This window comes from Azospirillum largimobile, from assembly GCF_977007025.2.
The window spans coordinates 814095-826224 of record NZ_CDRMUA020000003.1; the positions used below are offsets into that span (position 1 = coordinate 814095).

Genomic DNA, 12130 nt, shown 5'->3' on the forward strand with positions numbered 1-12130 from the left:
CATGACGCTCGAACGCAACATCCTGCTCGGCCTCGGGGTCCTGGCGGCGCTGCTGCCCTTCGCGATCACCGACCAGTACATCCTGCACCTCGCCATCATGGCGATCTTCTACGCCATCCTCGCCAACAGCCTTAACCTGGTGGTGGGCTATGTCGGCGAATTCTCGCTGGGCCACACCGCCTTCCTCGGCACCGGCGCCTACACCGCGGCGCTGCTGTCGGTGAATGCCGGCTGGCCGATGTGGGCGGCGATACCGGCGGCGGGCGTGGTGGCCGCGCTGTTCGGGCTTGCCATCGGCGCCATCACGCTGCGCCTGCAGGGCCCCTATTTCGTCATCGTCACCCTGTCCTTCGCCGAGGTGCTGCGCATCGTCGCCAACAACTGGATCGCCGTGACCAACGGTCCGATGGGTTTGGCCGGCGTCGGCCAGGGCGGCATCGCCGACAAGAGCGCCTTCCTCGCCTTCGTGCTGGGGCTGGCGGCGCTGACCTTCTACCTGTCCTACCGCTTCGTCTATTCCAACGCCGGCCGGGCCGCGGTGGCGGTGCGCGAGAACCGCTACGTCGCGCAGTCGATCGGCGTGAACCCCTTCGGCACCGCCATGCAGGCCTTCGTTCTGGGCGCCTTCCTGGCCGGGTTGGCCGGCGGTTTCTATGCCTTCTACATCTCCTTCGTCGGGCCGGAGGTGTTCCGCTTCGCCTTCATGGCGACGATCATCATCATGGTGCTGATGGGCGGCAAGGGCACGCTGCTGGGCCCGGTGGTCGGTGCGGTCATCGTCACCCTGCTGGAGGAATATCTGCGCGAGTTGCAGGAGCTGCGCCTGTCGCTGTTCGGGCTGATCGTGATGGCGATCGTGCTGTTCCTGCCCAACGGCCTGATGGGCTTCATCGCCCGCCGCCGCGAACAGCGCGGCGACACCCCGTCCCTCTCCCCCGCCATCGAGGAGCGCACCGTATGACCGCCCTCCGCAACAGCGAGCCGCTTCTGCGGGCCGAAAACCTTACGATGCGCTTCGGCGGCATCACCGCGGTGAAACAGGTGGGGTTCGCGGTCGGTCCCGGCGAGATCGTCGGGCTGATCGGCCCGAACGGCGCCGGCAAGACCACCTGCTTCAACATGCTGACCGGCTTCTACACGCCGACCGAGGGGCGGGTCTTCTTCAGGGGCACCGACATCACCAGCCACAAGCCGCACGCCATCGCGCGGCTCGGCCTGATCCGCAGCTTCCAGAAGACCAATGTGATGAAGCGGCTGACGGTGTTCGAGAATGTGCTGACCGGCCATTACATGGAAGGCCGCCAGTCGCTGCTCGCCACCTTCTTCCCCGGCAAGACGGTCCGCCGCGCCGAACGGGAGGCGCGGGAGAGCGCCGCCGCCATCGTCGAGACCATGGGCCTGTCCCGCCGCATGAACGCCCCGGCGCATCTGCTGTCCTGCGGCGAGCTTCGCCTGCTGGAGGTCGCCGTGGCGTTGGCGGCCAAGCCGACCCTGCTGATGCTGGACGAGCCGGCCGCCGGCCTGAACAGCCACGAGGCCATGCAGTTCGGCGAGACGCTGAAGACGCTGGTCGGCAAGGCGGTGCAGTCGCTGCTGATCGTCGAACACAACATGGAGCTGGTCATGGGGGTGTGCGACCGCATCGTCGTGCTGAACTTCGGCCAGATGCTGGCCGAAGGCGAACCGCGCGCGATCCTGGACAACCCCAAGGTCGCCGAGGCCTATCTCGGCAAGGCGGCGGCATGAGCACGATCACCATGGACGCCCCGGACGCGGCCGCGGGCGCAGCGGAACCGGTGCTGCGGGTGCGGGACCTGCATGTCTCCTACGGCAGCACCGCGGCGCTGCACGGCATCTCGCTCGACGTCCATGCCGGGGAGACGGTGGCGCTGATCGGCGCCAACGGTGCCGGCAAGAGCACGACGCTGCGCGCCATCTCCGGCCTGCTGAAGGCGCGGTCGGGAAGCATCGCCTGGAACGGCAAATCGATCGCCAACCGCCCGGCGGAGGAGATCGTCGCCGCCGGCATCGCCCATTGCCCCGAGGAACGCCACGTCTGGCCCGGCATGACGGTGGAGGAGAACATCGCGCTCGGCGCCTATCTCTGCCGCTCGAAGGACGAGGTGCGCACCCGCATGGGCATGGCCTTCCACCGCTTCCCGCGCCTGCGCGAACGGGCGCGGCAAATGGCGGGCACGCTCAGCGGCGGCGAACAGCAGATGCTGGCCATTGCCCGCGCGCTGATGTCGGAACCCCGCCTGCTGATGCTGGACGAGCCCAGCCTGGGCCTCAGCCCACGCATGGCCGAGGAGGTGTTCGACGTGGTGCGCGCCATCAACGCCCATGGCGTCACGGTTCTGCTGGTCGAACAGAACATCCACAACGCACTGGCCGTCGCCAGCCGCGCCTATGTGGTGAAGACCGGCCGCATCGCCGCCGCCCGCCCGGCCGCGGAGCTGCGCGGCGACCCGGAGTTGCTGAAGGCTTATCTCGGCGGCTGAGCGGCGAGCGTGGGTTGCCCCCTCCCCGACCCTCCCCCGCTTTGCGGGAGAGGGAGTCAGGTGTCGAAACGGCGGAGTTCCCTCTCCCGCGAGAGCGGGGGAGGGTTAGGGAGGGGGCAAGCCCGCCACCAGATCGCCCCCCATCAAACCGCTGGCGCCAAGCGCAAACACTAATTAAACAGCCGGCCGATTAATTATCGGCATCTCCCTGAAGGAGGGATAGAGTGAGAAGCAAACCGCGGATTGGAATCGTCGGCGGCGGCATCGGCGGCGTGGCGCTGGCCGGCTGCCTGCTGCAACGGGGCTTCGAGGTGCGTCTTTTCGAGCGCGCCGGGGGATTTGGCGAGATCGGTGCCGGCATCCAGATGACGCCGAACGCCGTCAAGGTCATCAAGACGCTGGGGCTGCTGGACAAGATGCTGGAGGCGGGATTCCTGCCGCAGGCGCTGGTCGGGCGCAATTGGCGCACGGCGCGGGAGAATTTCCGCACGCCGCTGACCGACTGCCCGACGCTGTACGACGCGCCCTTCATCCACATCCACCGCGCCGACCTGCATGCCATCCTCGCCTCGGTGGTACCGGAGTCCATCGCGACCTTCGGCGTCGGCTGCACCGGTGTCCGGCAGGAGCCGAACGGCGCAGTCGCCACCTTCGACGACGGCAGCGAGTTCGAGGCCGACCTGATCGTCGGCGCCGACGGCGTGCGCTCCGCCGTGCGCACCGCCCTGTTCGGGCCGGAGGCGCCGCGCTTCACCGGACACATGTGCTACCGCGCGGTGGTGCCGGTCGGCGGCCCGGTGGATTTCGTGGCGCCGGAGGCGTCCTTCTGGTTCGGCCCGAAGAGCCACGTCGTCACCTACTATGTTCGCGGCGGCAAGGCGGTGAACATCGTCGCGGTCGCCGAAACCAGCGAATGGGTCGAGGAAAGCTGGAACGCGCCCAGCAGCCGCAGCGAATTGCTGAGCGCCTTCCAGGGCTGGCACCGCAATGTGGAGACGCTCTTCCAGCGGGTGGACACCGTCTACAAATGGGGCCTGTTCGACCGCGATCCGATGACGAGCTGGTCGAAGGGGCGGGTGACGCTAATGGGCGATGCCGCCCACCCGATGCTGCCCTTCCTGTCGCAGGGTGCCGCCATGGCGATTGAGGACGCCTATGTGCTGGCGGCTTCGCTGGACGGCCATGGCCGCGACGTGCCCGCCGCCCTGCGCGACTATGAGCGCGAGCGGCTGCCCCGCACCAGCCGGGTCCAGCTGGAGGCGCGGGAACGCGGGCGGACCTACCACCTGCCCTCCCCCTTCGCCCAGGCCAAGCGCGACTTCGTCTATTGGCTGCGCGGCCTGATAAACCCGCAGGCCACCGGCATCCAGGCCAACTGGGTCTACGAATACGACGCCCGCAAGTTCCGCCCCGGCGTCGCTGCCGCCTCCGAACTCGCCGCCTGAGGACGTCCGCAATGACCATCCGCACCTATCGCATCGGCCAGATCGTCCCCAGCTCCAACACCACGATGGAGACGGAGATTCCGGCGATGCTGACCGCCCACGCGCTGGCGCACGGCACCCGCTTCACCTTCCATTCCAGCCGCATGCGCATGAAGACGGTCGCGAAGGAGGAACTGGCGGCGATGGACGGCGAATCCGACCGTTGCGCGCTGGAACTCACCGACGCCCGCGTCGACGTGCTGGGCTATGCCTGCCTCGTCGCGATCATGAGCATGGGCCGCGGCTATCACCGCGTCTCGCAGGAGCGGCTGCAGGGCCGCACGGTGGAGAACGGAGCGCCTGCCCCGGTCATCACCAGCGCCGGCGCCCTGGTCGATGCGCTCCCCGTCATCGGTGCCAAGCGCATCGCGCTGGTCGCTCCCTACATGAAGCCGCTGACCAAGCTGGTCATCGACTACGTCGAGCATGAGGGGGTGGAGGTCGCCGACTGGCGGGCACTGGAGATCCCCGACAACATCGCAGTCGGCCGCCATGACCCGGAACGCCTGCCGGAGATCGTCGCCGGCATGGACACCCGCAGCGTCGACGCCATCGTGCTGTCGGCCTGCGTGCAGATGCCGTCGCTGCCGGTGATCGCGAAGGTCGAGGCGATGACCGGCAAACCGGTGGTGACCGCCGCCGTCGCCACCACCTACGCCATGCTGAAGGCGCTGGACCTGAAGACGGTGGTGCCCGGCGCCGGTGCGCTGCTGTCCGGCGCCTATTGAGGGAGAACGGCATGAGCAGCACCTTTCAATACGGCGCCAACATCCGCGCCAACGGCATCCGCCAGCATTACCTGCGTTATGGCGGCGCCGGGCGCCCGGTGGTGATCGTTCCGGGCATCACCAGCCCGGCGCCGACATGGGGCTTCGTCGCCGAACGCTTCGGCCGCAACTTCGACACCTATGTGCTGGACGTGCGGGGCCGCGGCCTGTCGGAAGCCTCGGACACGCTCGATTACGGGCTGGACGCTATGGCCGCCGACGTGGCGGCCTTCGCGGCGGAGCTGGGGCTGGCGGACTATGCGCTGGTCGGCCATTCCATGGGCGCCCGCATCGGCTTGCGCGCGGTCAGCCGTCATGGAGCCGAGCCCGGCTGCCTCGTCATGGTCGATCCGCCGGTGTCGGGGCCGGGCCGCCGCCCCTATCCGGCGCAGCTTCCCTGGTATGTGGACTCCATCCGCCTGATGGCGCAGGGCGCCGATCTGGAGGCGATGCGTCCTTTCTGCCCGACCTGGACCGACGAGCAGCTGCGCCTGCGCGCGGAATGGCTGCACACCTGCGACGAGCGGGCCATCGTCGCCGCCTATGAGGGCTTCCGGACCGACGACATCCACGCCGACCTGCCGCGCGTGCGCTGCCCGACCCTGCTGATCGCCGCCGGCCGCGGCGACGTGATCCTGCCGGACGAGGAGGCGGCGATCCGCGACCTCAACCCGGCCATCGACGTCGTCCGCGCGCAGAACGCAGGCCACATGATCCCCTGGGACGACGAGGACGGCTTCTACCGCGCGTTCGGCGATTTCCTAGGCAAGCCGGTCTGACCCACACACACGAAAGGACCCCCGCGATGTCCGTCAGCGATGCCGACATGGTCCGCGCCTGGACCCATGTTCTCACCCTGTCCAACCTGAAGCCCGGCAACACGGTCACCCTGCTGACCAGCGCCAACACCCACCCGCAGACCCTGCAGACGGCGCGGATCGCCGCCGGGATGATGGGGGCGGTGGTGAACCGGCTCGACCTGCCGCCGATGAACGCCGAGTTCGCGCACAGCCGCGACAGCCTGGCCTATCTCGGCACCACGCCGCTGACCGGGAACCGCGCCGCCATCGCGGCGCTGAAGGAAAGCGACATCGTTCTCGACCTGATGACGCTGCTGTTCTCGCCCGAGCAGGCGGAAATCCTGGAGAGCGGCACCCGCATCCTGCTGGCCGTCGAGCCGCCGGAGGTGCTGGTCCGCCTGCTGCCCAGCCTGGAGGACAAGGCCCGTGTGGGCGAGGCCGCCGCCCTGCTGTCGGGCGCTCGGGAGATGACCGTCACCTCGGCCGCCGGCACCGACCTGCGGCTGCCGCTGGGCGAGTTCCCGGCGATCCAGGAATACGGCTTCGTCGACGAGCCCGGGCGCTGGGACCATTGGCCGAGCGGCTTCGGCCTGACCTTCCCCAACGAGGGCAAGGCGGAGGGCCGCGTCGTGCTGGAGCGCGGCGACATCCTGCTGCCGATGAAGTCCTACGTCACCGAACGCATCGAGATGACGGTGGAGAAGGGCTATGTCACCTCGATCACCGGCGGGATGGATGCCGATCTGCTGAACGACTACATGGAGGTCTTCGACGATCCGGAGGCCTACGCCGTCTCCCATGTCGGCTGGGGCCTGCAGAAGCGGGCGCGCTGGTCGACGCTGGGCCTGTACGACCGGGAGGGCACCATCGGCATGGACGCACGCGCCTTCGCCGGCAACTTCCTGTTCTCCATGGGACCGAACAACGAGGGCGGCGGGTCGCGCACCACCGCCTGCCACATCGACATCCCCATGCGCAACTGCACCGTGGCGCTCGACGGCCGCGAGGTGGTCCGTGAGGGCCGTCTTCTGGAACGGGAGTCCGTGGCATGAGCGAGCCGACACAAGCGGTCTACGAGCGCCAGGGCTTCGGCCAATCGCTGGGCATCCAGGGGCGGATCGGCCTGCTGATCGTCGATTTCGTCAACGGCTTCGCCGACCCGGCGGTGTTCGGCGGCGGCAACATCCCCGCCGCCATCGCCCGCACGGTGACGGTGCTGGAGGAGGCGCGCAAACGCGGCTGGCCGGTCGCCCACAGCCGCATCGTCTATGCCGACGACGGAGCGGACGCCACGGTCTTCTCGATCAAGGTGCCGGGCATGCTGACGCTGACGGAGAACGCACCCGCCAGCGCCATCGTCCCGAAGCTGACGCCGGCCGCGGGCGAGCTGGTGGTGCGCAAGACCAACCCGTCCGCCTTCTTCGGCACCGGCCTCGCCCCCTGGCTGACGCGGATGGGGGTGGAGACGCTGCTGGTCGCCGGCTGCACCACGTCGGGATGCGTGCGGGCCAGCGTGGTGGACGCCATGTGCCACGGCTTCCGGCCGGTGGTGCTGTCCGACTGCGTCGGCGACCGGGCCATTGCCCCGCACGAGGCCAACCTGTTCGACATCGCCCAGAAATACGGCGACGTCGTACCCGCAGAGCGTGTGCTGTCGCTGTGACGGGGTGAAAGGAGTGGATGCGCCCTTGCCCAAGGATGATATACGTGTCCGCGACAGGGACGATTCCTCCGCGGAAGCCATGAAATCAGCGAGTTCACAGTCCAAGGCGGCCCCGGAACCGGAGGCGGCGCCGACGGAATCGGCAGGCAAAAGGGGACGCCCGGCGCAACGCCGCCGGGCCGGCCCCGGCCGTCCGGAAGGCGTCAGCAACGTGCGCGACGAGATCCTCGACGCGGCGGAGATCGAGTTCGCCAACCTCGGCTATGCCGGCACCAGCCTGCGCAACGTCGCCGAGACCGCCCAGGTGACGCAGGCGCTGATCAACTATTACTTCGGCTCCAAATACGGCCTGTTCGAAGAGGTCTTCCTGCGCCGCGGCCGGCAGATCGCGGATGACCGCATGCAGCGGCTGGAGGAGCTGCGCCGCAGCGGCAAGCCCCCGGCGGTGGCGGACATCGTCCGCGCCTTCCTGATGCCGGCCCTGTCGATGCGCTCCACCGCGGCCGGCCGCACCTTCATGCGGCTGCAGGCCCGGCTGCACACCGAACCGCCGGAGATCTCCTACAAGCTGCGCAACGAGGCTTACGAAACCTCGACCCGCCTGTTCACCGAGACGCTGCGCGACGCCCTGCCGCATCTGTCGGAAAAGGACGTGTACTGGCGGATGACGCTGATGATCGGCGCCTATCTCTACGCCTTCTCCGACACCCACCGGCTGGAGGAGATGGCGCCCGGCATCGTCAACCTGGACGATCCGGAGGAGATCCTGAAGGCGATCACCAGCTTCGTCACCGCCGGCATGCTGGCACCGGCACCCTGAGGGGGCTCCGGCCCCCTCGCCCGCCCCGTCACGCGCAAAACTGATCTGCATCAAGGCATCTCCACCCCCTGTTGCGACCTTATTAATCGGTCGATCAATTAGAGGGTGCCGATCATGCCGATCTCCTTTCACACATCCGCCGCCGCTCCCGCCCGCACCATCGCCCGCGGCGGCTGGTGCGCGTCGCTGCTGGCGCGCTGGCGCAACGGGCGCCAGATGCAGGCGCTGGCGGCGCTGGAGCCGCTCGACCGCAAGGCGGTGCTGCAGGACGCCGGGCTGACCGAGGGTGACCTGCCGGCCCTTGCCCGCGGCGGCCATGTGCAAAGCCTGCTGCCGGCCGCGCTCGCCCTGCATGGCCTGGACGGCGCCACGCTGGAGGCCGAGCAAGGTGACGTCATGAACGACCTCGCGCGGGTGTGCATGCATTGCCGCAAGGCCCGCGCCTGCAGCCGGCTGCTGGCCGGGGGCACCCGCGAGGACCATGGCCGCATCTGCCCGAACGCAACCACCATGGCGTCGCTGGAGTAGTCCCCGGACACAATCCGCCGGTGCGGGCCACACGGTCGGCAAGAAAAACTGTTTGTTCGGACACAAACTATTGTCTATCATATTCCAGTCAAAGCAATCGTATAGCAATTATTCGGGCCGGGGATTTCCTGCTCCCGCTGCCGCCGGTTGCCTTGGGCAGAAAGCCCCCACTCGGCCCACTTCATATCTTCGGAAAGAGATACGCCATGGCCCTGCACCGCTGGTTTTCCGACCGGAAACTGGTCCATAAGCTGCTGATCCCGGCGGTCCTGCTGCTTGCCGTCATGGGAAGCGTGGTCTGGACCGCCCGGTCGGCGCTGATCGACCTGACCGCTTCCACCAGCCGTGTGACCGATGTGGTGGCCGGACGGCTGTCGGCGGCGCTGGCGATCCAGTCGGCCATGAGCGACGCGATGGACGCGGAGTCCAACGCGCTGGTCGCCGGCACGCGCGAGCGCATCGACGCCGCCTTCGCGACCTACAAGGACAACATCGGCAAGGCGACCGCCGCCATCGACCGCCTCGCCGCCGCCTATGACGCCCCGGCCGACCGCGAGGCGATCGCCGGGATCAAGTCCATCGTCGGCGAGTATGAGCGGGTGTCGCAGAAGGCGGTCGATCTGGCGCGGGCCTACGACACCGACAGCGCGATCCGCGTGTCGATCGACGTCGGCCGCCCGGTCCGGCAGAAGCTGACCATGGCGCTGTCGGAGCGGGTGGACCACAGCCTGGAAGAGACCAAGCGCGCCGAGGAGCGGGCATTGGCCCTGTCCTCCAGCGTCATGACCCGCCTGTATGCGGTCGCCGGCGTCGGTCTTCTGGTCGCCTTCGGCCTGTTCGGCTCCATCATCGTGGCCTTCGTCGTCCGGCCGCTGCACCGGCTGGTCGCCGACATGACGGCCATCGCCGACGGCAACCTCGCGGTCGAAATCCAGGGCGCGGCGCGCCGGGACGAGGTCGGGCTGCTCGCCCGCGCGCTGCAGGTGTTCAAGAGCAACGGCCTTGCCATGCGCAGCCTGCAGGAGGAGCGCGAGGCGCAGAAGCTGCAGGCCGAGCGTGACCGGCAGGCCGCCATGCGGGCGCTGGCCGACCGCTTCGACGCCGACGTGCAGGACGTGGTGCAGGCGGTGGCGTCGGCCGCCCGCCACCTGCGCGGCAATGCCGAGACCATGACCGCCATCGCCTCCCACACGACGGAGCAGGCCTCGACCGTCGCCGCCACCACTGCGCAATCCTCCGCCAACGTCGCCACCGTCGCCGCGGCGTCGGAACAGCTGGGCAGCTCCATCGGCGAGATCGGCCGGCAGGTCAACGCCGCCGCCGCCATCGCCCGCAACGCGGTCGAGGAAGGCGAGCGGACCAACGCGCTGGTCGCCCGGCTGGTGCATGCGGCCCAGAAGATCGGCGACGTGGTCAGCCTGATCCAGAACATCGCCAGCCAGACCAACCTTCTGGCGCTGAACGCCACCATCGAGGCGGCGCGCGCCGGAGAGGCCGGCAAGGGCTTCGCCGTCGTGGCGCAGGAGGTGAAGGCGCTCGCCACCCAGACCGCCCAGGCGACCGAGGAGATCGGCAGCCAGATCGCCGAAATCCAGACGGTGACCGACGGCACGGTAACGGCGATCCAGACCATCGGCCGCACCATCAACGACGTCGATTCCATCGCAGGCGCCATTGCCGCCGCGGTGGAACAGCAGACCGCCGCCACCCAGGAGATCGGCCGCAACATCCAGCAGGCCGCACAGGGAACCCAGCTGGTGACCGGCAACATCGCCGCGGTCAGCAGCTCCGCCGGGCAGGTCGGTCAGGCGGCCGGGGAAGTTCTGGGCGCCGCCGACAGCCTGTCCCGCGATTCCGACCGCCTGCGCGAGCGGATCCAGGCCTTCATCGGCGAGGTCCGCGCGGCCTGACGCGGGGATCAGGACTGGCCCCGGATGGAACGTTTGAAACGCTGTGGAACGGTTTTCCGGACCTGTTTCATTGTTCCATCCGCCCGCCGCGTGGATGCGCAACGCCGGGTTCAGGCCGCGGAAACGGCGGTTTCGCTCAATTGTTTCGGAAGAAGGACGAGTGGACCGCGGCCACCGGGCCATGCCTTCCCTCCGGCGGATGAAACACAGGGGGTTCACCCGGTTCTACCACCGCCGGCGGCCGCCGCTAAGCACGGGATGAAAATCGCCGTTTTGCGGCCGGGAGCTTTTCCGCGCCGAACGCCGTCCGCTGCATGGCCGTTGCGGCCAAACCGCAATTGTCATTTGCGAACCGTTCGTCTAAAGGTCGGCCCTGCCAGGCCGGGCCCCTCTGACAGTTCGTCGAACTGTGATGTCGGACTGGAAAGACGTTCAGAGTGGCCCCGACCCGTGCCTGCCGGCAGCGTTCATTCCGTATGTCCGGATCGGCTCCCTTGGGTGCCACTCTCTTGCCCGATGTAAGAGGAAAGCACCATATGACCGATCTGTTCACGGCCGACGCCCTGGCCGCGTTGCTTCAGGTGATCGCCATCGACCTCGTGCTGGCAGGCGACAACGCCATCGTCGTCGGCATGGCCGCCGCCGCGGTGCCGCTGGCCCAGCGCCGCAAAGTCATCTTCTGGGGAATCGCCGCGGCCATCGTGCTGCGCATCTTCTTCGCCCTCATCACCACGCAGCTGCTGGCGATCATCGGCCTGACGCTGGCCGGCGGCGTGCTGCTGCTGTGGGTCTGCTGGAAGATGTTCCGCGAACTGCGCAGCCATGGCGAGGACGAGGTCGCTCCCGACGAGGCCATGAGCATGCCCGATGCCGGCGGTGTCGCGACCGCCGGTTCTGCCGGCAATGCCGCCGTCGCGGCGGCCGGCGCCACCACGGTCGGGGCGGCCATCTGGCAGATCGTCGTCGCCGACGTGTCGATGTCGCTGGACAATGTGCTGGCGGTGGCCGGTGCCGCCAAGGAGCATCCGACCATCCTGGTGATCGGGCTGGTGCTGTCGGTCGTGCTGATGGGTGCGGCCGCCAACATGATCGCCCATGCGCTGCACAAGCACCGCTGGATCGGCTGGGTCGGCCTGCTCATCATCACCTATGTCGCCCTCGACATGATCTGGCGCGGCAGCAACGAGGTTCTCCGGCAGATGGCGCTTGTCTGACCGCAGCTTTCCGCACCTGCCGATGAGAACCGCCAGCCGATTCGAAGCCATTGCAATAAAGTAGTATAGGCACAGACCTGTGAGGCCATTCACAGTGCGTTAATCTGTAGGGCCTTATGGTCTCTCCAGGTTCATCGTTTCCTCCCGAACCTGAACTAAAGGCCGCGCCTTCCTGGCAGCGGCCTTTTTCTTGTCCGGATTTCCTGAGCCATCCGGAAGGAGTCGGGCCGGCTGCTATCCGCTCCAATTCTATTTGCGAAACCGGATCCTGTCGAAGCATTGATCTTGACAAGATGCACCGATGCCGCAGAAATTTGCATTCGAAATTAGCAAGAAATCAAAAAGACAAAGTATCTTTTCGTTTTTTTACATGCCATGTGTTGGCTAGTCTAAAAATTATCACAGCATCACTTGTTCCGCCTCAAGCAATGCTTCATCCGATT

Annotated in this window: 12 protein-coding genes; all 12 read left to right on the forward strand. The window is 67.8% G+C overall.

Annotated features, from left to right (window positions below; translation table 11 throughout):
- Nucleotide 1 precedes the first annotated feature (1 nt).
- The 12 genes from ACWPKK_RS21250 to ACWPKK_RS21305 all read left to right on the forward strand — a co-directional run bounded on the left by ACWPKK_RS21250 (nucleotide 2) and on the right by ACWPKK_RS21305 (nucleotide 11687).
- Nucleotides 2-961 (forward strand): branched-chain amino acid ABC transporter permease, encoded by a 960-nt coding sequence (locus ACWPKK_RS21250; RefSeq protein WP_452008004.1) that lies wholly within the window; start codon nucleotides 2-4, stop codon nucleotides 959-961.
- The gene (locus ACWPKK_RS21255) at nucleotides 958-1746 is read left to right on the forward strand and encodes an ABC transporter ATP-binding protein (protein ID WP_452008007.1); all 789 of its coding nucleotides are present in this window, start codon (nucleotides 958-960) and stop codon (nucleotides 1744-1746) included. Before ACWPKK_RS21250 ends, ACWPKK_RS21255 begins: the two co-directional genes overlap by 4 nt.
- Nucleotides 1743-2501: an ABC transporter ATP-binding protein gene (locus tag ACWPKK_RS21260; RefSeq protein WP_452008009.1), complete on the forward strand. Its 759-nt coding sequence runs from the start codon at nucleotides 1743-1745 to the stop codon at nucleotides 2499-2501. The genes ACWPKK_RS21255 and ACWPKK_RS21260 overlap by 4 nt, the downstream gene beginning before the upstream one ends.
- A gap of 224 nt (nucleotides 2502-2725) precedes the next feature.
- Nucleotides 2726-3946, forward strand: a complete 1221-nt coding sequence (locus ACWPKK_RS21265; protein ID WP_452008012.1) for an FAD-dependent monooxygenase — start codon at nucleotides 2726-2728, stop codon at nucleotides 3944-3946.
- Between the two features lie 11 nt (nucleotides 3947-3957).
- Nucleotides 3958-4713 (forward strand): maleate cis-trans isomerase family protein, encoded by a 756-nt coding sequence (locus ACWPKK_RS21270; RefSeq protein ID WP_452008014.1) that lies wholly within the window; start codon nucleotides 3958-3960, stop codon nucleotides 4711-4713.
- A gap of 11 nt (nucleotides 4714-4724) precedes the next feature.
- Nucleotides 4725-5531, forward strand: a complete 807-nt coding sequence (locus tag ACWPKK_RS21275; RefSeq protein ID WP_452008017.1) for an alpha/beta fold hydrolase — start codon at nucleotides 4725-4727, stop codon at nucleotides 5529-5531.
- 26 nt (nucleotides 5532-5557) lie between these two features.
- Entirely contained in the window at nucleotides 5558-6604 is a 1047-nt protein-coding gene (locus ACWPKK_RS21280) for a 2,5-dihydroxypyridine 5,6-dioxygenase (protein WP_452008020.1), read from the forward strand.
- The gene (locus tag ACWPKK_RS21285) at nucleotides 6601-7215 is read left to right on the forward strand and encodes an isochorismatase family protein (protein ID WP_452008023.1); all 615 of its coding nucleotides are present in this window, start codon (nucleotides 6601-6603) and stop codon (nucleotides 7213-7215) included. The genes ACWPKK_RS21280 and ACWPKK_RS21285 overlap by 4 nt, the downstream gene beginning before the upstream one ends.
- Nucleotides 7216-7294: 79 nt before the next feature.
- Nucleotides 7295-8035: a TetR/AcrR family transcriptional regulator gene (locus tag ACWPKK_RS21290; protein ID WP_452008026.1), complete on the forward strand. Its 741-nt coding sequence runs from the start codon at nucleotides 7295-7297 to the stop codon at nucleotides 8033-8035.
- Nucleotides 8036-8149: 114 nt separating this feature from the next.
- A complete protein-coding gene (locus ACWPKK_RS21295; protein ID WP_452008029.1) occupies nucleotides 8150-8563 on the forward strand; it encodes a hypothetical protein in 414 nt (137 codons plus the stop codon).
- 206 nt (nucleotides 8564-8769) lie between these two features.
- Complete coding sequence (locus ACWPKK_RS21300) at nucleotides 8770-10473, forward strand: methyl-accepting chemotaxis protein (protein ID WP_452008032.1); 1704 nt, start codon at nucleotides 8770-8772, stop codon at nucleotides 10471-10473.
- 536 nt (nucleotides 10474-11009) lie between these two features.
- Nucleotides 11010-11687 (forward strand): TerC family protein, encoded by a 678-nt coding sequence (locus tag ACWPKK_RS21305; RefSeq protein WP_324870062.1) that lies wholly within the window; start codon nucleotides 11010-11012, stop codon nucleotides 11685-11687.
- Nucleotides 11688-12130: the final 443 nt, after the last annotated feature.

Excerpts from the sequence above, each read along its gene's own strand:
- ACWPKK_RS21280 (WP_452008020.1), top strand. The coding sequence starts at position 5,558 with ATGTCCGTCAGCGATGCCGACATGGTCCGCGCCTGGACCCATGTTCTC.
- ACWPKK_RS21295 (WP_452008029.1), top strand. The coding sequence starts at position 8,150 with ATGCCGATCTCCTTTCACACATCCGCCGCCGCTCCCGCCCGCACCATC.
- ACWPKK_RS21290 (WP_452008026.1), top strand. The coding sequence starts at position 7,295 with ATGAAATCAGCGAGTTCACAGTCCAAGGCGGCCCCGGAACCGGAGGCG.
- ACWPKK_RS21285 (WP_452008023.1), top strand. The coding sequence starts at position 6,601 with ATGAGCGAGCCGACACAAGCGGTCTACGAGCGCCAGGGCTTCGGCCAA.
- ACWPKK_RS21270 (WP_452008014.1), top strand. The coding sequence starts at position 3,958 with ATGACCATCCGCACCTATCGCATCGGCCAGATCGTCCCCAGCTCCAAC.
- ACWPKK_RS21300 (WP_452008032.1), top strand. The coding sequence starts at position 8,770 with ATGGCCCTGCACCGCTGGTTTTCCGACCGGAAACTGGTCCATAAGCTG.
- ACWPKK_RS21260 (WP_452008009.1), top strand. The coding sequence starts at position 1,743 with ATGAGCACGATCACCATGGACGCCCCGGACGCGGCCGCGGGCGCAGCG.
- ACWPKK_RS21255 (WP_452008007.1), top strand. The coding sequence starts at position 958 with ATGACCGCCCTCCGCAACAGCGAGCCGCTTCTGCGGGCCGAAAACCTT.
- ACWPKK_RS21275 (WP_452008017.1), top strand. The coding sequence starts at position 4,725 with ATGAGCAGCACCTTTCAATACGGCGCCAACATCCGCGCCAACGGCATC.
- ACWPKK_RS21250 (WP_452008004.1), top strand. The coding sequence starts at position 2 with ATGACGCTCGAACGCAACATCCTGCTCGGCCTCGGGGTCCTGGCGGCG.
- ACWPKK_RS21305 (WP_324870062.1), top strand. The coding sequence starts at position 11,010 with ATGACCGATCTGTTCACGGCCGACGCCCTGGCCGCGTTGCTTCAGGTG.